Annotated in this window: 13 protein-coding genes; 9 read left to right on the top strand and 4 right to left on the bottom strand. The window is 48.2% G+C overall.

Annotation, left to right across the window (positions count from 1 at the left end; translation table 11 throughout):
- Nucleotides 1–69 precede the first annotated feature (69 nt).
- Nucleotides 70–1398 (top strand): alkaline phosphatase PhoX, encoded by a 1329-nt coding sequence (locus EPO18_RS11320; RefSeq protein ID WP_292433476.1) that lies wholly within the window; start codon nucleotides 70–72, stop codon nucleotides 1396–1398.
- A gap of 117 nt (nucleotides 1399–1515) precedes the next feature.
- Here the strand turns inward: EPO18_RS11320 and EPO18_RS11315 are convergent, their stop codons facing one another.
- Together EPO18_RS11315 and dnaE are read right to left on the bottom strand one after the other, a co-directional pair.
- Entirely contained in the window at nucleotides 1516–5901 is a 4386-nt protein-coding gene (locus EPO18_RS11315) for an EAL domain-containing protein (RefSeq protein WP_292433475.1), read from the bottom strand.
- A gap of 344 nt (nucleotides 5902–6245) precedes the next feature.
- A complete protein-coding gene (dnaE, locus tag EPO18_RS11310; protein WP_292433474.1) occupies nucleotides 6246–9740 on the bottom strand; it encodes a DNA polymerase III subunit alpha in 3495 nt (1164 codons plus the stop codon).
- Between the two features lie 293 nt (nucleotides 9741–10033).
- Between dnaE and EPO18_RS11305 the strand changes: the two genes are divergently transcribed.
- The 8 genes from EPO18_RS11305 to EPO18_RS11270 all read left to right on the top strand — a co-directional run bounded on the left by EPO18_RS11305 (nucleotide 10034) and on the right by EPO18_RS11270 (nucleotide 20738).
- Nucleotides 10034–10477, top strand: coding sequence for a host attachment protein (locus EPO18_RS11305; RefSeq protein ID WP_292433473.1), 444 nt, complete (start codon nucleotides 10034–10036; stop codon nucleotides 10475–10477).
- A gap of 90 nt (nucleotides 10478–10567) precedes the next feature.
- The gene (locus EPO18_RS11300; RefSeq protein WP_292433472.1) at nucleotides 10568–13249 is read left to right on the top strand and encodes a PAS domain S-box protein; all 2682 of its coding nucleotides are present in this window, start codon (nucleotides 10568–10570) and stop codon (nucleotides 13247–13249) included.
- A gap of 561 nt (nucleotides 13250–13810) precedes the next feature.
- Nucleotides 13811–15478 (top strand): energy-dependent translational throttle protein EttA, encoded by a 1668-nt coding sequence (gene ettA / locus EPO18_RS11295; RefSeq protein WP_292433471.1) that lies wholly within the window; start codon nucleotides 13811–13813, stop codon nucleotides 15476–15478.
- A gap of 394 nt (nucleotides 15479–15872) precedes the next feature.
- Entirely contained in the window at nucleotides 15873–16787 is a 915-nt protein-coding gene (gene glyQ / locus EPO18_RS11290) for a glycine--tRNA ligase subunit alpha (protein WP_292433470.1), read from the top strand.
- Nucleotide 16788: 1 nt separating this feature from the next.
- The gene (glyS, locus tag EPO18_RS11285) at nucleotides 16789–18873 is read left to right on the top strand and encodes a glycine--tRNA ligase subunit beta (protein WP_292433469.1); all 2085 of its coding nucleotides are present in this window, start codon (nucleotides 16789–16791) and stop codon (nucleotides 18871–18873) included.
- A 90-nt stretch (nucleotides 18874–18963) separates the two neighbouring features.
- A complete protein-coding gene (gene gmhB, locus EPO18_RS11280) occupies nucleotides 18964–19509 on the top strand; it encodes a D-glycero-beta-D-manno-heptose 1,7-bisphosphate 7-phosphatase (protein ID WP_292433468.1) in 546 nt (181 codons plus the stop codon).
- A complete protein-coding gene (locus EPO18_RS11275; protein ID WP_292433467.1) occupies nucleotides 19475–20263 on the top strand; it encodes a lysophospholipid acyltransferase family protein in 789 nt (262 codons plus the stop codon). The genes gmhB and EPO18_RS11275 overlap by 35 nt, the downstream gene beginning before the upstream one ends.
- Before the next feature lie 67 nt (nucleotides 20264–20330).
- The gene (locus EPO18_RS11270) at nucleotides 20331–20738 is read left to right on the top strand and encodes a hypothetical protein (protein WP_292433466.1); all 408 of its coding nucleotides are present in this window, start codon (nucleotides 20331–20333) and stop codon (nucleotides 20736–20738) included.
- An 82-nt stretch (nucleotides 20739–20820) separates the two neighbouring features.
- On the opposite strand, the gene EPO18_RS11265 is transcribed toward EPO18_RS11270, so the two are convergent.
- Both EPO18_RS11265 and EPO18_RS11260 read right to left on the bottom strand, forming a co-directional pair.
- Nucleotides 20821–21306: a YchJ family protein gene (locus EPO18_RS11265; RefSeq protein WP_292433465.1), complete on the bottom strand. Its 486-nt coding sequence runs from the start codon at nucleotides 21304–21306 to the stop codon at nucleotides 20821–20823.
- A gap of 214 nt (nucleotides 21307–21520) precedes the next feature.
- Nucleotides 21521–21800 (bottom strand): methyltransferase family protein (locus tag EPO18_RS11260; protein WP_292433464.1); only part of this gene is annotated, 280 nt, incomplete at its 5' end.

The raw sequence follows: 21800 nt of genomic DNA, 5'->3' as shown, positions 1-21800 counted from the left end.
TGTCACATGAGCTAGTTACTATTGGCGTTGGCTGTCAGCCAAACAACCCTATACTAATCGGAGTACATAATGAAAGTTACGAAAACACTATTAGCGCTTGCTATTAGCGCGATTATTCCTTCGCTTGCAATTGCTGATTCGGAAGTTCAAGGGCCTATGGCGTTTGATCCTATTTCCGGTTCCGCCTACGGCCAGCAAAACGCTGCCGATCTTAACACTACACCTTGGGTCATCCCTGAAGGCTATAGCCAATCGATTGTTTCTGACGAAAGCGACCTGAACATCTATGTCGGCACTGACTGGCACGACATGAATACAGTAAACGAAACTCAAAAACACGCTGGCCGTTATCTGTACCGCACCCACGAGGTTCGCGGCGGCGCTATCGGCAACGATGGCAATTCTCTACGTGTTGATGGTAACAGCGGCGGCGCGGTTTCCGTTGTTGACCTGCAAACCGGGGAAGCCAAGGAAGTGGTCGGACGTGAGGATTGGGAAGCGCTCGACGGCCTAGTCTGGACACCATGGCATACTGTGCTGTTTGCAGAAGAAGTTATCGATTCTCTGCGTCCTGACCCTGAAGCTCCACAAGCTAAGAGCGGCCTGGTCTATGAACTGAAACTGAAAGCCGGCGATCCGACCGCCATGGAAAGCGTAGCCGTGTTGCCTAAACTGGGCGCTCTGTCGCATGAAGGTTTGGAAATCGATGACGAAGGCAACGTCTATGTTATCGACGAACACACATCCGGCTCGATCTACAAGTTCGTACCGACTAACTATGGCGATTTGAGCGACGGTCAACTCTACGCATTGAAAGTCGATGCGGCCAATAAACAAGGTCCGGCTCAATGGGTTGCCCTGGATATGGCGCAAGCACAAATCAGTGCGCGTGTAGCGGCGGCTAACGTTGGCGCTACTAAATTCTGCCGTCCGGAAGACTTGGAAAAAATCGCTTCGACCTTGTATGTTGCGTTGACTTGCGAAAACGTTGACAGCCCAACAGCCACCAATGGCCGTAGCGCGGTTCTGGCCGTTAATTTGGGCGAACAGCCTTCTGCCAAATATGTCGTTGCTGCCGGCAAGAATGCACCGATTGAAAACCAGTCAACCGGTGTGACCGGCTTCGCGAAAGTGGACAATCTGGCCAGCGGTCCTGACGGCAAGTTGTGGATGGTGGAAGACAACGACTTCAGCGATATTTGGGTGTTCGATCCAGCTTCTGAAGACGCTGACAACAACGGCTATCAAGACGGCGTACATTTGTTCGCTTCTTTGAAAGACAAACCGGCGGAAGGCACCGGCATTTACTTCGGTAAAGACCCTCACACACTGTTCGTGAACGTCCAGCATTCTAGCACAGGTAATGACAAAACCATGGCAATCACTAATCGTAAATAATTCAATTATTCAGCTCAATAAAACGGCGCCTTAAGGCGCCGTTTTTACTCTGTTTTTAACAGCCTTACGTTATCATTAAATCCCCTAACGACGTAAATGACGCTTGTCAGGCAATGTTTATCGATGTTTTTCAGCCCACTCCCCGCCATTGCGCAACATGTCCGCAAACACATCTGCCGGCACCGGTTTACTGAAATAATAGCCCTGAATTTCATCGCATTGTTTCTCAAGCAGGTATTCGAGCTGCTCCCGCGTTTCCACGCCTTCCGCGATGGTTTTGAAGCCCAGGCTTTTAGCCAGGCTAATGATTGCGAGCACGATAGCCTCATCTTCGGGAGCATGGCCCAGGCTGTGTACAAAGGACTGGTCGATTTTTAGTTTGTCGATTTTGAAGCGTTTCAGGTAGCTCAGCGATGAATAGCCGGTGCCGAAATCGTCTACCGAGAGCGAGACGCCTAATGCATGCAGTTTATCCAGCAGGCTGATTGTTTTCTCTGAATTTTCCATTGCGATGCCTTCGGTCATTTCCAGTTCAAGCATAGCCGGGTCAAGCTTGGATTCACGCAGCAATTGCGCAACTTTACCGTAAAGTGTGTCCTGACGGAACTGCACGACCGATAAATTGACTGCAACCGGCACGATAGTAAGCCCGGCAGCCTGCCAATCTGTAAGCTGGATAATGGCGGTTTTCAACACCCAGTCGCCTACATCGATAATTAGGCCGCTTTCTTCCGCAATTGGAATAAACTGCGCAGGCGACATTATGCCTTTCTGCGGATGCTGCCAGCGTATCAACGCCTCGGCTCCTATGATTTTCGAGGTTTTCGCATCCACTTGCGGCTGATAATGTAACAGCAGCTGGCCTTGCTCCAGAGCCAGCCGCAATTCATTTTCGATCTGCAGCATCAGTTTGACTTGTTCATGCAACTGCCGGGTGAAAAATTGGAAATTGTTGCGGCCGCTTTGTTTGACCCGGAACAGGGCGGCATCTGCCGACTGGATGAGCTGTTCGAAGTTGGCGCCATCCTGTGGAAATAAGGCAATGCCGATACTCGCAGTCAGGGCGACACGCTGGTCCCCGATGACAAAAGGCTGGGCAATGATTTCGAGTATTTTTTTTGCCACATGAGCGGTTCCTTCCGCATCCGTGTTGGGTATTAACAGAATAAATTCGTCACCACCCTGACGGCACAGGGTGTCGTCAGGGTGGAACTGATCGGTCAGACGAACCGATAATTCCTTGATCAGCAGATCGCCGTTTTCGGAGCCTAGCGAGTCGTTGATGATGTTGAACCGATCAAGGTCAATATACATCAGCGCAAGGCTGCTATCGGTTCTCACTGAGCTGGATATTGCCAGTTCAGTGCGGTCGCGCAGCAGGGCGCGGTTTGGCAGCTTGGTCAACGGATCGAAATTGCTGAGAAACTGGATAAGCTCCTCCGCCGCCTTATAATCCGTGAGATCGCTCATGATGCAGATATGGTGGGCGATCCGGCCGTTCTGCTCGCGAATGGTGCTGATGGCGAGCCACTGTGTATAAAAGTCGCCGTTCTTGCGGCAATTGGTGACTTCGCCCTGCCAGTGTCCGTTATTCAAAATATCACGCCACATTGCATCGTAAAAAGTCTTGTTGTGTTTTCCAGAGGAAATAAGACTAGGGTTCTTGCCAATTACTTCTTCCGCTTTATAACCGGTCATTTCGCAATAAGCTGAATTTACGGCAACAATTTTGTTGTCGGCATCGGTGATTAAAATACCTTCGCGGCTGCACTCGAACACCTGTGCGTTGAGCCGTAATTGTTGTTCCGAAGCGATGCGCGACGAGACATCGAATGCAAGTACAATCTGTGCATCCAGCCCTTCAAAATTCAAGGTATGCTCGCTAATCTCGACCCAGATCAAACTGCCGTTTTTCTTACGATGCCTATACATACCAGCCTGCCTGTAAATGCCGATATTGCCGGAAGACTGCTGAGTTTTAGCCTGTAAGTCAGGCACATCCGCCATCGGCCAAAGCTCGGCGATCGTCATGTCAAGAAACTCTTCGCGTGTATAACCGTAATGCGTGATTGCGGCGTTGTTCACGGCAATGAAAGCCAGCGTGTTAAGGTCATACACCCACATCGGCACCGGATTGGCAGTGAACAGCAGGCGGTAGCGTTCCTCGCCTTCGCGTAGCGCTATTTCTGCTTGTTTGCGTTCGGTGATGTCGGTCGAAATGCCGCAAAGGGCGTAAATACCGCCATCCGGGCGATGCAGAGGCAGTTTGACTGTCCAATAGGTTGCGGCCTTGCCGGTCTTTGAGACGGTATTGGTTTCTTCATTCCGGACAGTTTCGCCATCCGCCAATACGCGCCGGTCAGTCTCGCGTATGTGGGCGACGGTTTGCTCATCGAAGAATTTATCATCCCCGAAGCCGATCACTTCTTCCGGCATTGCTCCCCATAAATCGAGCACTTGCCGATTGGCGAACAGGTAGCGCCCTTCGCTATCTTTAAGATAGATAAAAGCGCCGACGTTCCCCAGTATCAGAGCCATCCTGGCTTCATTTTCAGCAAGTGCTTTTTCTGCTGCCAAACGCCGGACTTCGCGATCCCAGTTGTCCAGCGCGAAACTAACATCGCCTGCCATCTCGGTGAGTAAACATATCGCTTCCGTATCGAAGGCGTCCGCTTCGGTATGATAAACATTCAATACCGCAAAGGGCTTGTCATTACGCTGAATGGGAAAAGCTGCCGCTGAATCCCAACCGAATTGCTTAGCCAGCGCATGCCAGGGACGGGACGATGGGGCAGCAAGATAGTCGTTGATAATGACTGCACGGTTTTCGCGTAATGCCGTCCCTGTCGGCCCACATCCTTCCAAAACATCATCGTTTGAGGAGATAGTGAGATCATCGAGATACTCCAATCCGGCGCCGTAAGCGCTTACCGGTACTATCGATGAGCCGGATTCTTCCAGTTGGCCTATCCAAGCCATAGTCATGCCGCCATACTGCACCGCATACTGGCAGACCAGAGAAAACAAATCGGTGTCCTTTTCCATGCGCACGATGGCCTGGTTGGTTTCGCTAAGCGCTTGATAGAGTTGCGTTAGCCGTTGGATACGTTGTTCGGCTTTTTTTTGTTCCGTCAAATCGCGAAAAACAGCAATGAAACACTTGTCGTCCATCTTGTGCGCTCTTACCTCTACAAGAAACTCGCTACCGTCCTTGCGCACTGGCAGCCATTCTTCCCGATGTAATGAACCGGCCATCAGTCGATTAATAGCTGGTTCCAGCCGCTGATGTTCTTTCTTTGCCAATATATCGGGCAGATGCAGTTCAAGTAGTTCGTTAGAGGTATAGCCCAGCATATTTAGTGCAGCGGGATTCGCTTTAACTATATTGAAATTGGGGGTCAGTATCAGGACACCGTCACCGTCCAGATCAAACAGTTGCCGAAAATAAGCATGGGCGCGATTTCGTCGGCTAGTCTGGAACCAGATCAATGCGCTCAATAGCAGTGTTATTGCAACACCTGTTACTGCTACCTGAACAGGTTGATTCTTAGATGACATGCGGGCTTCGAAAGCCGGTGTCGTGGACATTAACAGCGTCCATTGGTGATCGCCGACATTGACTTGACGGCGAGTCTGCGGATTACCGGAGGTTAGTATGTCCTGATCAAGCTTGCCGTCTGAGCGATATAATCGGGTTTGCCCGGATTTTGGCTCTCCGTCATGGATTTCCAACAGTAAGTCCGGGTCGAATTCGCCGCGCAACCCAGCCATCAAATCATTTATGCGGAAAGGCACATCCACCCAGCCGATAATCGCGGTGCTCAGATCGGCTTGCTTATCGGGTTTTACGCCATCCCGATAAATAGGCAGGTACATCACGAAACCCAACAAATCCGGTTTTCCGGAATCCTGGATTAAGGTGATGTGACTAGTGACCGCCACTTCGCCGGTTTCGGCAGACCGCTCCAAGGCAATCCGGATTTCCGGGACAGTTAGGATATCAAAGCCTAACGCCTTGGCGTTGTCTTCCGAAGGTTCCATAAAAACGATAGGAGCATAACGGTCGCGGTTGCCTTCCGGCTTGATGCGGTAATCAGGAAAGTCCTGCTTGTGAATTGCGCTTTCATGTCTGGTTTTGTCGTCCTTATTCACTATCAACACCAAGCCGATTCCCTGAACGCCGGGAGTTTTTTCCTGTATTTGCAGGTCTTGGACGTAAGTCCGAAACTCATCGCGAGTAATGAACTTAGAACCTTCGAAATAACCTTTAACTCCTCGCATGACCACTTCATAGGCTATGATACGTTTGAGGAAGTTATGTGCTATTTGATCCGCAGCAACATCGAACTCGGCTTGCAGGCCACCCGTCATCATCTGCTGTGCATCACGCCACAAACCGGCAGTGATGCCAAAGCCGCCAAATATGATTAACGCCGAGATCAGCCAGGGCCTAAGCAGTGAGTCGGCAAGACCGGTGAAGAATTTTTTGACTGGAAAAATCATATTACTGTCACATCCCTTCTGAAATTCGTACTACGATGACCTAGACCGGCTTTAACTATGCGGTGATGAGGTGCAACATTGTTTAAAACAAAAAACTCTAGATTTAAAAGAAAGCTGACACTTCAGTGGGATTGTATCAGCCTTTCCTAGAAATTTGTCGGTAGAACAGCGCAATGCATAAAGAAACATTCAAGCACCGCAGGTTTGTAACTTTGCTATTACACAGTGCAAATGTTCGCTGTTTTTATGAACCTATTGCCAGTCAATGTTATTCGCCCAAATGGTGTGGCCATTGTAAGATGTCCGGCCGGTCGCCCTTTATGCTAAAGTTCGAATATCCCTTTTCATCTGTACTTAACCTCTACAGCCCTTTTCCCCAACAACGCCCTCAATCGCGCAACCAATTCATCAGTGGGGTGGACGCGCCAGTCATCGCCCAGTTGCAAATTTGCTTTTGCAATCTTTGATGAATAACTGATTCCCACAGGGCAGTTCCCGCCTTTAAAGGGCTCCAGAGCTGCAATCAATTTTGGCATGAAGGCATGGCTTTCGTGCTCATTGTCCGTCGCTTTCCATGTCAGCTGTATGCTTCTGGCATAAGCCTCTCTGGCCTGCTCCATGCTGTACAATTTTTCCACCGTTAAACGCAGCGTTCCCAAATAATCATCAATCCCCAATGCGCCTTCCGCAATTAAGAGGCTGTCGCGGGAAAAAATGCTCCGGTATTTTTCGTAGACATCGCCAAAGGCCGCAATTTCCAGCCTACCGGTTCGGTCATCAATGGTTGCAAAACCCATGATTTTACCGTTTTTGGTTTGACGAGTGCGCACTTCGACGACTAAACCGGCTGTTCGGGCTTCCATTTTCCTACTTTTGGATCGCTCCACAGTGGCTAGCAGCGACTCTATGGTTCCGTTAGTAAATTGTCGTAATTCAGCCTCGTATTGGTTTATCGGGTGCCCGGTCAAAAACAAACCCAGAACCAGTTTTTCGGCAGCCAACCGTTCATTTTCAGACCAAGGCTCAACCACGGTGGAATAAGCATGTGCATCATCGATATTTTCGGCATTAACAGCCAAGCCGAACAAATCGTTCTGCCCTGTTTGCGCATTTTTTCCGTGCTGCTCGGCAACTTTTAAAACCGTGGATAGCTCGGCCAAATGCCCGGCCCGGTTATCATCGAACTCATCGAAAGCCCCGGCGCGTATTAAGGCTTCCAAAACCCGCCGGTTGAATTTGCGCAAATCCACCCGCTTGCATAAATCGTACAGTCCGGAAAATAAGCCATTTTCTTCCCGCTCTATCAGCATTTCTTCAATGGCCGCTTCACCCACCCCTTTTAAGGCGCCCAAACCGTAGACGATCTGGCCAGTATCGTTTACGGTAAATTTGTATTTTGAAACATTGATGGTGGGCGGAAGAATTTCCAGTTTCATCTGCCTGCATTCTTCAATCAAGATCACCACTTTATCGGTGTTGTCCATATCGGCCGACAACACCGCAGCCATGAACTCGGGGCGATAATGGGCTTTTAGCCAAGCGGTTTGATAAGCGACTAAGGCGTAAGCGGCGGAATGCGATTTATTGAAACCGTAACCGGCAAATTTTTCCATCAAATCGAACACGTAAGTGGCTATTTTTTCATCGACTTGGTTTTCTATCGCACCGGCGGTAAATTTATCCCGCTCCTTGGCCATTTCTTCCGGTTTTTTCTTACCCATCGCCCGGCGCAGCATGTCCGCTCCTCCCAGCGTGTACAGCGCCATTTCACGGGCGATTTGCATCACCTGTTCCTGGTACAAAATAACGCCGTTGGTGGGCTTTAAAATCGGCTCCAGCAACGGATGCGCGTACTCCGCTTTGGCGCCGTGCTTGACATTGATGTAATCGTCGACCATGCCCGATTCCAAAGGCCCCGGACGGAACAGCGCCACCAGCGCGATAATGTCGTCGAAACAGTCGGGTTTCAGTTTTTTAATCAACTCCTTCATGCCGCGCGATTCCAGCTGGAACACCGCAGTGGTCTGGGCGTTTTTTAACAATTCGTATGATGCGGCATCATCTCGGGGGATGGTCGTTATATCGACTGGCGGCTTGCCTAACTGCTTTTGCTTGGCGTTAATGTCCTGTAATGCCCAATCGATAATGGTCAGCGTGCGCAAGCCCAAAAAGTCGAACTTGACCAGGCCGACCGCTTCCACGTCATCCTTGTCGAACTGAGTGACCAGATTATTGCCTTCCTGGTCGCAATACAGCGGCGTAAAATCGGTCAGCTTGGTCGGCGAAATGACCACGCCACCGGCATGTTTGCCGGCATTTCGGGACGTGCCTTCCAGCGACAAAGCCATATCGATTAGCGTCTTGACTTCCTCTTCGGTGTCATAAAGCTGTTTGAGTTCCGGGCTGTCGCTCAGCGCTTTCGTTAGCGTCATGCCGATTTCAAAGGGAATCAGTTTGGCCAGTCTATCGACAAAACCGTAGCCGAAACCCAGCACGCGGCCGACATCGCGAATAACCGCTTTTGCCGCCATAGAACCATAGGTGATGATTTGCGCGACATGATCCCGCCCGTAATGCCGGGCGACATAGTCAATGACCTCATCGCGGCGATCCATGCAGAAATCCACGTCAAAGTCAGGCATTGAAATTCGCTCGGGATTTAAGAACCGCTCAAACAGCAGATCGAATTCGATAGGATCGAGGTCGGTAATTTTAAGCGCGTAAGCCACCAGCGAGCCCGCACCCGAACCCCGTCCCGGTCCGACCGGGATAAAATTGTTTTTTGCCCACTGGATAAAGTCGGCAACAATCATAAAGTAACCGGGAAAACCCATCTGGGTGATCATTTTCAATTCGAAATCCAGCCGTTCATAGTAAACGCGCCGGTTTTCCTCATCGGTACCTTTACCCACCGCCGGGTGATGCAACAAGCGCTCTTCCAGGCCTTTCATGGACTCCTCGGCCATAAATTCACCCAGATTCATGCCTTCAGGCACCGGGAAATCCGGCAGAAAGTTTTCGCCCAGTGTCAGTTTTAAGTTGCAGCGCTTGGCGATTTCCACGGTGTTTTCCAACGCCTCGGGTATATCGGCAAACAACGCCTGCATTTCTTCGCTGCTACGTAAATATTGCTGTTCGGTATAATTCTTGGGCCGGCGCGTATCATCCAGCACCCGCCCCTGATTGATGCAAACCCGCACTTCATGGGCGGCAAAATCCTGTTGATCGATAAAGCGCACATCATTGGTCGCCACTACCGGCAAACCGGTTGCTAACGCCAGTTCGACCGCTGCGGCGATATAGCGTTCTTCTTCAGGTTTACCGATCCTTTGCAATTCCAGGTAAAAGCTTTGCTCGAATAATCCGCCCCAAAACTCCGCCAGCCGCTTGGCCGCATCATGGTTTTCGGCTAACAACGCCTTGCCGATATCGCCGCTCATCGCGCCGGACAATGCAATCAAGCCGTTATGGTTGGCTTCTATCCATTCCTGCCGAAGCATCGGCACGCCTTGATGCTGGCCTTCCTGATAGGCTTTTGAGATCAGCTCGGTCAGTGTAATGTAACCGGTGGGGTTTTTGACCAGCAAGGTCAGACAATACGGTGTAGCGGGGTCTTCGGGATTAAAAACCAACACATCGGAACCGGCTATCGCTTTGATGCCTTGTCCTAGCGCCGCTTTATAGAATTTGACCAGCGAAAACAGATTAGCGTGCTCGGTGACCGCAATCGCCGGCATATTTAGCTCTGCCAAACGCTTGACCAAGGGCTTTATTTTGACGATCCCGTCTACCAGGGAAAATTCAGTGTGGAGTCTTAAATGGACAAATGCCGGCTGCATGAGATTAGAAAGCTGATTCACGTTATTATTTATACGGATGAGTTATTTTACCTTTTCTAGTAAAAATTCGTGTGATCAAGATAATAACTATTAATAAAACCTTCTAAATGCTTCATTTTCTCAGTAATACTACTTATTGATTAGGGGCTATAATTTCTTTACTCTAAAATTAAATAAATAATATCAAAGTAATACAAAAGCCTGCGTCAGTAATGCAAAACCGGATGTTTTTTAGATTTAACGGTTTTTGTAAATAATATATATCAAACAAAACCGCTACAGAGGGAGCAATCATGAAGTTAACCTGGATAGTTGTTGCCGATAATACGCGAGCACGTATTTTTACTGCTGACACCCCTTCTTCCACTTTAGAGGAAATCGAAGATTTATCCCATACGGGAGGTCGTTTACATGACCGGGAAATAACGTCCGATCTGCCGGGAAAGATCAAAAGCGCCGATGGAGGCGGACACGCTTTTGAGCAACCTACCGATCCGAAAAAACACGAAGCCGACAATTTTGCGCATCGCATTGCCCAATATCTGGAAGACGCGCACAATAAAAACCGGTTTGAACAATTAATCATTGTTGCTGCTCCCTCTTTTCTTGGTATGCTGCGCAATCATCTGCAAGAGCAGCTTAAAAAGCTGGTTCGTCTTGAAATCGACAAAGAAATCACGACGTTGAGTGCCGCTGACATTCGCCAATATCTCCCTCAATATTTGCCGAATCTTTAACAAGAATTTTATTAATTCAATGTTAAAAATTCTTTATGTGATTTTTAACGATTTTTAACAACGTGCGTTAGAGCACGTTATGGAAAAGCGATGAGAGGTTTCCTTAAATATTTTTTCAGCAACATCTATATCTCCGCAATATTGGGAACTGCGGCTATTTTATTTATTTTAGAAGATATCCGGTTTGTTTTCGGAGACTCTCCGCCGTTATTGCTCTTTTTAGTCGTTATCGCTTTTGCCGCTTGGTATGGAGGATTAAAAGCAGGGCTTTTTATTACGATGTTAAGTGCGGTAGCAAGCAGTTATTTTTTGGTCGAGCCTTACAACTCGTTTTATATCGTTCAGCCTAGTGAAAGGCTACGCATCGTGTTCTTAGTTACTGTGGGCGCAATATGCAGTCTGGTCATTGCACGCTTGCATGACCAGGAAAAGCGGGCATTGCATATGGTTATGAAACGAGAGGAACAGCTTAAACAGCAAATTGCCGAGCTCAATCGAACGCAAGCAGAGCGGGATTTATATATTTCACTTGCCAAAAGCAGCACTGAGTTTATCGGCATGTGCGATACAGAAGGCATACCTTTTTTTATCAATGATGCGGGACTGCGTCTGGTAGGCCTGGATAATCTTGAACAGGGCCTTAAAACCCCTGTCAAAGAATTCTTCTTTCCGGAAGATCAGGTATTTATTATGGATCGGTTCTTTCCGATGATATTACGTGATGGTGGCGGTGCTACTGAAATCCGCTTCCGGCATTTCAAAACTGGAAAGGCTTTGTGGATGATCTATAGCGTTGTCGCTCTGAAGGACTCAAATAATAAAATAGTTAGCTTGGGCACGGTGGGTACCAATATCACGGAACGCAAGCGAATCGAAAAAGCTTTGCGTGAGAGCCAGATGGATCTGAACCGCGCCCAAGCAGTCGCTCATGTCGGCAGTTGGCGCGTGAATGTACGCAATAATACACTGGAATGGTCTGACGAAACTTTTCGAATTTTCGGCATACCCAAAGACACGCCTTTAACAAATCAATTGTTCTTTGATTTTATCCATCCGGCAGACCGGGAGGCAGTCGATAATGAATGGAAAGATGCTCTTGCCGGGAAGTCCTACAATATTGAACACCGGATTATAGTAAACCGGAAGGTTAAATGGGTGCGCGAATTGGCTGAGCTCGAATTTGACGAGAATGGATTGTTCGGCGCTTTCGGAACTACTGAAGACATTACCGACATCAAAAATACTCAAGAAACATTGCAATATGAACGCGCCTTCCTTAGACAAGTCATCGATACGGTACCCAGCATTATCTTTGTCAAAGATCAGGAGGGGCGATTCCTTTTAGGTAATAAAGCGTTAGCCGAAAGCTATGGCACTAGCCTTGAAAATTTGATCGGCGTAAGCAACGAAAATCTCAATCCTGACAAAGCGGCTCACTTTTATCAAAATGATCTCGATGTTATAAGCAGCCGTAAACCGAAACGCATCCAGGAGGAAAAAGTCACGCTTGCCGATGGTTCTGTACATTGGTATAGCACAGTCAAGGTTCCGCTATTCGACGATGATAATTGTAACAAAATGCTGGGCGTTGCGACCGACATTACCGAGCGTAAGCGCGCCGAAGAAGCGCTACGTTTGGCTGATCGCCGTAAAGACGAATTTCTGGCAATACTGGCTCACGAACTCCGCAATCCTCTGGCCCCCATACGCAATGCCGTGCAGTTATTGAAAAGACAGGAAGGAAAGGAAGCTACCGATCCGACGCGGACATGGAGTTGCAACGTCATCGACCGTCAAGTCACTCATATGTCGCGATTGCTTGATGACTTGCTGGATGTGGCTCGCATCATACAGGGCAAAGTCAGGCTTGAGGTCGAGCGTTTCGAGCTTAACGATATTGTGAATAATGCGGTTGAAACCAGCCGTCCACTGATCGAGTCGCGAGGACAGGAGTTGGTCATTTCGCGGACTAACACTCCGCTGTGGATCGAAGGCGATCGTATACGGCTGGCGCAAGTTATATCTAATTTGCTGAACAATGCCGCCAAGTATACCGCTAAGGGCGGTAAAATCACTTTAAGCGTGATGCAGGAAGATTCTGATGCCTTTATCGAGGTTCGGGACAACGGCATTGGCATCGCCCCCGATATCCTGCCGCAAATCTTCGATCTTTTTATTCAAGCCGACCGTTCCCAGACTCACTCCCAGAGCGGACTGGGTATTGGACTAACTCTGGTGCGTCAGTTAGTCGAAATACATGGAGGCACGGTCACCGCAGCAAGCGACGGTATAGGTCAAGGCAGCTCATTTACAGTGAGATTGCCGACATTGTCGATGGATTTATCGGCTACAGAATCCACATTAACCAAATCCGCATCATCGACGCACAAATTCCGCATTTTGGTCGTGGATGACTATGCCGATGCAGTCGAAAGCTTGACGATGCTGTTGCAAGGAGAAGGACATGAGGTCGAAACAGCCAATTGCGGTTTGAAAGCGATCGAACAGGCGCAGATTTTTCATCCGCAGATCGTGCTGCTCGATATTGGCCTTCCCGATTTGGATGGTTATGAGGTTGCCAAACGGCTGCGCACATTGCCGGAGACCCGGGATGCGATCTTGATTGCTTTAACCGGCTACGGGCAGACTAAAGATTGGGAGCGTTCGCAATCGACCGGTTTTAACTATCACTTGCTTAAGCCGCTGGATTTTGAAAAGTTATCGGCTTTAATTGACTCTCTTATATTGCCATCTTACATTGCTGATAACTGATTGATAATATGAGTCAAATAGTTATTCACAAAACCTGTGGATAACTCTGTGTGTTGTTTGTTTTATTTATTGCTTACTTACGGTTTTTATTAGTGTTTTGTTAAATTGTACAAAAACCCGCCTAATCAATAATTGTGTTGTATTATCAATACCTTGAGATTATTTATCGGGCTTTATGCAGCTCATTTGAAGACTACGCTAAGTTACTGATTATTGCTGTGTATAAATGTAATGAATGAACATGAGAGCTTTGTTCTGCCGTGCTGAATATTTTGGATAATTATTTGTTGGCTTGCCGGATATGGCTAACATCTGACGCTTGCTAAGCGGGAAAATGCATATACAGTTTGATGAAAGAGGAGGGCAGGTGAGAAATCTACTTTCAGCCCTGCCTGTTTTTGCGTAGACACTTTTATCGGCATTTATATAAAACAGCACGGCTCTTAAAAATTATTAAATAACATGGAATAATAGCCGACATCGCGTTGTCTACAGGAATGTAGGCGCTTACGCTTACTTCTGGTACCCTCTTACTAATTTTAAACAGATAAAATAAACACTATGGCGCAATACATATACTCAATGAACCGGGTTGGCAAAATTGTCCCGCCCAAAAAATATATCCTCAAGGATATCTCGCTGTCTTTTTTTCCGGGCGCAAAAATCGGCGTATTGGGCTTAAACGGCTCGGGTAAATCGACGCTGCTGCGCATCATGGCCGGCATCGATAAAGAAATTGAAGGCGAGGCTATTCCTCTAAAAGGCATTAATATCGGTTACCTGCCGCAAGAGCCGCAGCTCGATCCCAATAAAACCGTGCGCGGCAATGTCGAAGAGGCGGTTGCGGAAATCAAAGCGGTTCTAGAACAACTGGATGCGGTCTATGCAGCTTACGCGTTGCCCGATGCCGATTTTGACAAATTAGCCGCCGATCAAGCGCGTCTGGAAGACATCGTCAATGCCTGCGACGGCCATAATCTGGAGCGCAAGCTCGAAGTCGCCGCCGATGCGTTGCGCTTGCCCGATTGGGATGCCGATGTCACCAAGCTGTCAGGCGGGGAAAAACGCCGCGTAGCGCTATGCCGCTTGTTGCTGTCCAACCCCGACATGCTGTTGCTGGACGAGCCGACTAACCATTTGGATGCGGAATCGGTCGCTTGGCTGGAAAGGTTCCTGCACGATTATCCCGGCACCGTAGTAGCGGTCACCCATGACCGCTACTTTCTTGATAATGTAGCCGGTTGGATTCTGGAGCTGGACAGAGGCTCCGGCATTCCGTGGGAAGGCAATTATTCCAGCTGGCTAGATCAAAAGAGCGCCCGTCTGTTGCAGGAAGAGAAACAGGAAACTTCCCGCCAAAAAGCCATGAAAGCCGAGTTGGAATGGGTGCGTTCCAACCCTAAAGGCCGTCATGCCAAAAGCAAAGCCCGTCTGGCCCGTTTTGAAGAACTGTCGTCATCCGATGTGCAAAAACGCAACGAGACCCAGGAAATTTATATTCCACCCGGACCACGCTTGGGCGATATAGTTATTGAAGCCGACAACATCAGCAAAGCATTCGGCGACAAGCTGTTAATCAATGGTTTGAGCTTTAAATTGCCGCCCGGCGGTATCGTAGGCATTATCGGCCCGAACGGCGCGGGTAAAACCACGTTGTTCCGGATGATGGCCGGTGTTGATAAGTCTGATTCCGGCACTTTAACGCTGGGACAAACGGTTGAACTGGCCTACGTTGACCAAATGCGCGATGACCTGGATCCGAAAAAGACGGTATTTGATGAAATTTCCGACGGGCTGGACATGATTACGGTCGGCAAGTATGAAACACCGTCCCGCGCTTATGTCGGCCGTTTTAACTTTAAAGGCGCGGACCAGCAAAAGTTCATCGGGAACTTATCAGGCGGTGAACGCAACCGTGTGCATTTAGCCAAGCTGCTTAAGACCGGCGGCAATGTGCTGCTGCTTGACGAGCCGACCAACGACTTGGACGTTGAAACCCTGCGTGCGTTGGAAGAAGCGCTGCTGGCTTTTCCCGGTTGCGCGGTGGTCATTTCGCATGATCGCTGGTTTCTGGACAGAATCGCCACGCACATGTTGGCTTTCGAGGGCGACAGTCATGTGGTCTGGTTTGAGGGTAATTATGAGGATTATGAAGCCGACCGTCATCGCCGCTTAGGCAGCGATGCGGATAATCCTCATCGGTTGAAGTATAAGAAGCTGTCTGGCTAATCAGCGTAAGGTAAAAGCCACGAAGAAAAACCAAGATGCAAGTTTTGTATCTCCTGAAGCTTTGTGGCTTATTAACCTAAAGATCAGTTAACTTTGAAACTTTCGCTTATTTTTAAAAGCGATCGGGTATAAATCGGACGGTGTGAGATATGTGTAAAGATCAGCGCCGGGAAGTGCGAACAATTCAGCTGCAAAAATAATAGAAATTTCTGCATAAGCTGTAGATGATCGTTTGTTGTCATTAGATTGGAGTCAGAATGTTTTTACAGCATTTTGGTCCATAAATGTTTGCCGGATTCGCTGCTATAAATTTGCGCAGACCCAATCTAACGATAGGCTTCATACCGGTTTTTCAGTTATAATTTCATATTTTTATTGCCTAAGAGCATTAACCGTGTCCAGCATAAACAACGACTTATCTACTTTCCAGGGACTTATCCTGGCCCTACAGGAATACTGGTCAGAGCAGGGCTGTATTTTATTGCAGCCGCTGGATCAGGAAGTAGGCGCGGGAACGTTTCATCCTGCCACATTCTTACGCGCCATAGGCCCCGAGCCTTGGAACACGGCCTATGTGCAGCCTTCACGAAGGCCGACTGATGGACGCTTTGGCGAAAATCCCAACCGCTTGCAACATTATTACCAGTATCAAGTGGTTTTAAAGCCGTCGCCGGACAATATTCAGGACCTGTATCTGGGGTCGTTGCGCCATTTAGGTTTTGATTTGCTTGAGCACGATGTGCGTTTTGTTGAAGACAATTGGGAATCGCCGACTCTGGGCGCATGGGGCTTGGGCTGGGAAGTCTGGTTAAACGGCATGGAAGTGACCCAGTTTACCTACTTCCAACAAGTCGGCGGTCTTGAATGCAGGCCGATCACCGGTGAAATCACTTACGGCCTGGAACGCATCGCTATGTATTTGCAGGGCGTTAAAAGCGTTTACGATCTGGTCTGGACGAAAGGCCCATTCGGCACAGTCACTTACGGCGACGTGTTTCATCAAAATGAAGTGGAAATGTCCGCTTATAACTTCGAACACGCCAACGTCGAGTTTATGTTCCAGTGTTTCAATACTTACGAGCAGGAATGCACCAAACTGATCGCATTGAATTTACCGTTACCGGCCTATGAAATGGTGCTGAAAGCCTCGCATGCCTTTAACTTGCTGGATGCTCGCCATGCCATTTCAGTTACCGAGCGCCAACGTTATCTTTTAAGAGTCAGGAATTTGGCCAAATCCGTTGCCGAAGCCTATTACCAACGCAGGGAATCGCTAGGATTTCCGATGTTAACCGGGCTGGGAGCATAACATGAGCGCAACTAAACATTTATTGTTCGAATTGGGTTCCGAAGAACTGCCACCCAAGACATTGCTGAAACTGAGCAACGCCTTATTGAATAATATCATTCAAGGGCTGAATGCCGCAGAATTAACGTTTACCGGCAGCAAGGCTTATGCTACACCCAGACGTTTGGCTGTTTTCATTGAAAACCTGTCCACCGCGCAACCCGATAAAACTGTAGAAAAACGCGGCCCTGCCCTGCAAGCGGCATTTGCGCCCGATGGAACGCCCAGTAAAGCGGCTTTAGGTTTTGCGGTCAGCTGCGATACCACTTTCGACCAGTTGGAACGCTTGAAAACCGATAAAGGAGAGTGGCTCAGCTTCACCCAAGCCGTCAAAGGCCAAGCGACTGAAAACCTGATCCCGGACATTATTCGCCAAAGCATTGCCGGATTACCGATTGCCAAGCGTATGCGCTGGGGTAATTTCACTACAGAGTTTGTCAGACCCGTGCACTGGGCCGTCTTACTTTTTGGCGATAATGTCATTGATACTGAAATTTTGGGATTGCAAACAGGCGCGACTACGCAAGGACACCGTTTCCACGCACCGCAAAAAATCACCCTAATGAAGCCGGAAGACTATGCGGATGTGTTGTATCAGCAAGGCCGAGTCATTGCCGATTTTGAGCAAAGAAAAACCATTATCCGTGACGCGGCGCAAAAAGCCGCCGCCGCAGTGGGCGGTAAGGCGCATATCGAGGACGATTTGCTGGAAGAGATTGCCGCCTTAAACGAATGGCCGGTACCGATTACCGGGACTTTCGACCCGAGATTTCTGGATCTGCCGCCGGAAGTATTGATTACTACGATGCAAACCAATCAGAAATATTTTCCGGTTAAAAATGCCGATAGTGGTTTACTGGCGAATTTTATTACGTTCAGCAACATTGAAAGCAGCAACCCCAAGTCCATACAACAGGGCAACGAGCGTGTGGTAACCCCACGTCTTTCCGATGCGGAATTTTTTTGGAACCAGGATCGTAAGAAAAATCTGGAAGATCGTGTAGAAAGTTTGTCCAGCGTTATTTTTCAGGAGAATTTGGGCACGGTTTACGACAAAACAATACGGGTAAAAAATCTCGCAAAATTTATTGCCGGACACTTGGGGGCAGATGTTGAGTTGGCCGAACGCGCCGCATTATTAGCAAAAACCGATCTGATGACCGAAATGGTCGGCGAATTCGGTAACCTGCAAGGCATTATGGGGCGCTACTATGCGCTGGCAGAGCACGAACCGAAATCGGTCGCTCAGGCGCTTGAGGAACAGTATTTCCCCAAACAGTCCGGCAGCCCGACTGCAAGCAGTACAACAGGGCAAATTCTTGCCATTGCGGAAAAAATAGACACGCTGGTCGGTATTTTTGCCGTCGGTTTAATCCCTACCGGCGACAAAGACCCTTATGCATTGCGCCGCGCCGCATTAGGCATCCTTAGAACCATCATAGAGAATAAACTCAATATCAATATCATTGAGTTGGCCGAATTCGCCAGCGCTCAGATCAAAACTGGGGCTACCCATGTTGATGTTACTCCGCCGGCAACATCCGACCGAGTCATCGATTTCATTTTCGATCGTTTGAAAGGGTATTGCCTTGATCAAGGTTACACAACCGATGAATTCGATTCAGTTATTGCTGTAAATCCGGCCGAACCACTGGACTTTATGCAACGTTTGCAAGCGGTTAAAGCTTTCAGGCAACTGCCCGAGGCCGAAAGTTTAGCTGCGGCCAATAAACGCATCCGCAATATCCTGAAAAAATCGGATACCCAATCGGCAGACAACGTCGGCGTATTGCTTGAGCCTCAAGAAAAACAGTTATTACAAACCGCTCTGCAATCCGCCGATGATATTAAACCGTTACTGGCACAGCGCAATTACCAAGCAACGCTTAACCGTCTGGCGGCTTTGCGCAATGATGTCGATGCGTTTTTCGATCATGTGATGGTGATGACCGATGATCTTGAACTGCGCGCCAACCGGCTGGCATTGCTTAATTTATTATCCGAGCAATTTTTGACTTGTGCCGATATTTCTAAGTTGCAATCGTAAATGAATATATTACATAGTTTACCGTTCCCACGCTCCAGCGTGAGAACGCAGTCAGCGCTGCTCCAGCGGCGCGGGAATGCTATATAATTCATGCCCGAAAACCGCTACGTGTTGTTGGATCGCGATGGTGTTATTAATTGCGATTCGGATGACTTCATAAAATCCCCGGAAGAATGGCTACCGATTGAAGGCAGCCTGGAAGCCATTGCTCTGCTCAATAATAATGGCTACAAAGTCGTGGTAATTACCAATCAGTCAGGTCTGGCCCGCGGCTTATTTGATGCCGCGATGCTGGAAAAAATTCACACAAAAATGCAGCGCATGACAGCAGAAAAAGGAGGGAAAATCGATGCTATCTATTTTTGCCCGCACGGCCCGGACGATGATTGCGACTGCCGCAAGCCCAAACCGGGGCTGCTTAAAGCATTTGCAGACGATAACAATGTCAACCTGAACGGCGTGACTGTTATAGGCGATTCGCTTCGCGATCTCCAGTCAGCGGAAGCAGTCGGTGCAAGCCCGATACTGGTCAAAACAGGTAAAGGCGAACAAACCTTACACAAAAATCCTAATCTCAACATTCCTGTTTTTAAGAACTTATATGACGCAGCAAAGTACATCACATCAAGACAATAGACCTAAAAACTATATAGGCTCAGCCCTGTTATTTGTGGGCATCTTCTCTACCGCTACCATAGTTGGATTGTTACTTATTCTAGGCATGCTGACGACCTTTAGAATACGTTGGAAAATCGGTCATGCCTGGTGCGCTATTATCGGTTGGATAACCAGAGTCACTTGCGGTCTCACCTATGAAATAGAAGGAATGGAACACATCAATCCGCAACAGCCTGCGATTATCTTGAGCAATCATCAGTCTGCATGGGAAACTCTGGCATTAAGATATCTTCTCCCACCTCATTCAGTGGTCATAAAACGAGAATTGCTTTACCTCCCAATTTGGGGTTGGGCGTTGCTCACCCTGAAATCCATCGTCATAAACCGGAAAAACCAGCGAGCTTCATTACGTGCGTTGCTCGAACAAGGTACTAAATATTTAAATCAAGGCTTATGGGTGCTGATTTTTCCGGAAGGCACTCGCGCCGGAGCCAGGGAAGTTTTGAAGTTTAATATCGGCGGCGCAATGCTGGCGCAAAAAACCGGTGTTCCAGTTGTTCCCGTCGCGCATAATGCCGGTGACTTTTGGCCGCGCTATAGTTTTTTAAAATACCCCGGCGTGATCAAACTGAAAATCGGCCCGGTTATAGAAAGCAAAGGGCGTAAAGCCGCCGACATCAATGCCGAAGCCGAAGCCTGGATAACGCAGACCATGAAAGAGATGGATTGCCCAGGCCTAAAGGAAAAGAGCGAAAAGAAGAGCGCTCTTTAGCCTTTTGTTCATCATATATGCGTATAATGCCCTACATCGCATTCTCACTAACAACGGTTACACTGACATGAAAAAACTACTGCTCATTTTCCTATCTACATTATTACTTCCTGCCTGCGCAGATAAAAATCAATACGAAGAGACTGTGTTGGAACAAATGCAACTGGAAAAAGATCTTAAGGACTATAAATTATCTCCAGAGCGCATGGCGAAATGCGTCGTTGATACGACCTCAAACAGAATGCCCGGCATTTTTGCCCTCGATCCTAAACGCTTGATGGCTTACCGTAATTATACAAAAATGCTGACTCTGTCCTCGTCTAAAGATCCAAAAAAGACTCTTGAAGAACTTCGCACTGACTTTGGTTCGCCACAAGAGCTCGCAGAAGCTCATGCTAACTATACCGAAAGCCAGATGGACTGTTTATCCGCCCTTATAGGGGAATCAGAAGGAGAGGCAAAAGAGGAAAAATAACTCTGCTGTGTGTACCCGATCGCACAGCATATAAAGCAAAGGGGCGGCTGGCTGTCGCCCTTGACTCCACGTATAATCCCCATCATTCAGCCCCGCAACACCGCTTAAACTTCTTGCCGCTGCCGCAGGAACACGGCGCATTTTTGCCCAAATTAGTCTGTAGACCTACCTTGCCAATGGACTTAACCAGTCCATCCAGATAAAACCAACCGCCTGCACGTTTGATAAACCGACTGATCTCGTTCATAACATACTCTTCGCCATCCTGTGAATAATACGCCTTAAACTCCACTACGCCTTTAACATCCTTAAGCCCGCCTTTTTTAGTATTGCAAATTTCCAAACGCTGCCAATCGACTTTTTCCTTGGAGAAATCGATCAACTCAGGCCGCGCATTGGTATCCCATGTATCCAGCAAATAACCGGCATTGTGCATCGCATAAGCGGTAAAACGTGAGCGCATTAAAGCTTCGGCAGTTAAAGGCTTTTTTTCGCCGGAATGAAATGGACCGCAGCATTGAGCATATTCGATGTTTGAGCCGCAACGGCAGAAGGTAAGTGTATTCAAAAAAGTTCCTGATTAGATTTTGGCTTATTTTTATCGATTCGCATTTGATAATTATTGAGGGAGCTCATAAAGTAGGGTTTTCCGACTGGATGGAGTTACCGAGACAATACAAGAAATAGCGTAGTGGTGTGTGAGCATGGCGAATCCGCCTATTACAGCTTTATCAGATTATCATGCGCGATGCATATGAGAAGAAAACGTTACTCTCATAAACTCAAAAAAAACCTGGAAAGAGCCGCCAACGCACCACTCGGCAATATGAATCATAAGCATCAACCGTCGACAAATGCCGCTCCTCCGTCCAAACCCGTAGACCGTACACCACAGTAAATGCCAGCAAAATTCCCACGGTAAATTCACCAAAGATAACGCCTTGAATCCACCATACACCCAGTTTGGACGCATAAGCCGGATGACGTATCCACCGATAAGGGCCGCGACAGACAATACCTCGTGCCGTCAGATTGGACGCCTTAAAACCAGATCGGAAGAGC

The sequence above is a fragment of the Methylobacter sp. genome (assembly GCF_004322395.1).
GTDB lineage: Bacteria > Pseudomonadota > Gammaproteobacteria > Methylococcales > Methylomonadaceae > Methylobacter_A.
This window is presented reverse-complemented; position numbering and strand designations above follow the sequence as displayed.

Coding starts and splice junctions, on each gene's coding strand:
- gmhB (WP_292433468.1), top strand. CDS start 18,964: ATGCCCGAAAACCGCTACGTGTTGTTGGATCGCGATGGTGTTATTAAT.
- EPO18_RS11315 (WP_292433475.1), bottom strand. CDS start 5,901: ATGATTTTTCCAGTCAAAAAATTCTTCACCGGTCTTGCCGACTCACTG.
- EPO18_RS11275 (WP_292433467.1), top strand. CDS start 19,475: ATGACGCAGCAAAGTACATCACATCAAGACAATAGACCTAAAAACTAT.
- ettA (WP_292433471.1), top strand. CDS start 13,811: ATGGCGCAATACATATACTCAATGAACCGGGTTGGCAAAATTGTCCCG.
- EPO18_RS11300 (WP_292433472.1), top strand. CDS start 10,568: ATGAGAGGTTTCCTTAAATATTTTTTCAGCAACATCTATATCTCCGCA.
- dnaE (WP_292433474.1), bottom strand. CDS start 9,740: ATGCAGCCGGCATTTGTCCATTTAAGACTCCACACTGAATTTTCCCTG.
- EPO18_RS11320 (WP_292433476.1), top strand. CDS start 70: ATGAAAGTTACGAAAACACTATTAGCGCTTGCTATTAGCGCGATTATT.
- EPO18_RS11305 (WP_292433473.1), top strand. CDS start 10,034: ATGAAGTTAACCTGGATAGTTGTTGCCGATAATACGCGAGCACGTATT.
- EPO18_RS11270 (WP_292433466.1), top strand. CDS start 20,331: ATGAAAAAACTACTGCTCATTTTCCTATCTACATTATTACTTCCTGCC.
- glyS (WP_292433469.1), top strand. CDS start 16,789: ATGAGCGCAACTAAACATTTATTGTTCGAATTGGGTTCCGAAGAACTG.